This is a genomic window from Mesorhizobium sp. M8A.F.Ca.ET.218.01.1.1, assembly GCF_004791165.1.
GTDB lineage: Bacteria > Pseudomonadota > Alphaproteobacteria > Rhizobiales > Rhizobiaceae > Mesorhizobium.
In genome coordinates, this window is record NZ_SRUZ01000060.1 from 1 (window position 1) to 390 (window position 390).

At 62.8% G+C, this 390-nt stretch carries 1 protein-coding gene; it reads right to left on the bottom strand.

Annotation, left to right across the window (positions count from 1 at the left end; translation table 11 throughout):
- Positions 1 to 379: alpha/beta fold hydrolase (locus tag EN861_RS34390; protein ID WP_245512177.1), on the bottom strand; the 379-nt coding region annotated here is incomplete at its 3' end.
- Positions 380 to 390: the final 11 nt, after the last annotated feature.

The window sequence follows — 390 nt, forward strand, 5'->3', positions numbered from 1 at the left end:
CGTTCGGGCCGATCCATGTTTCCCACATGATGCGAGCAAAGCCGCGCGGGTCTTCGGCGACCGCCTCAGCGCCACGGTCGACCGACATGAACCATTGATACCACCAGGCGCGCGATTGCCTGAACGGCGGCACCGGAAAGGCGCCGCGAGGCGAATAGCCCAGAGAAAGCGCAGTTACGCTTTCCAGTCGTTCGGGAACGACCGCCGCAAGGGCATAGGCAACGCGCGCGCCCCAATCATGCCCAATGACCGAGAAACGCTCGATCTTCAGCGCATCCATCAGATCGAGCGCATCTTGCGCGAGAGCCTCTGTTCGGCCGTCGCGGTGGGTCGAAGGCGACAGGAAACGAGTTTGTCCGAAGCCTCGAAGCCAGGGCATGATCGTCCGCA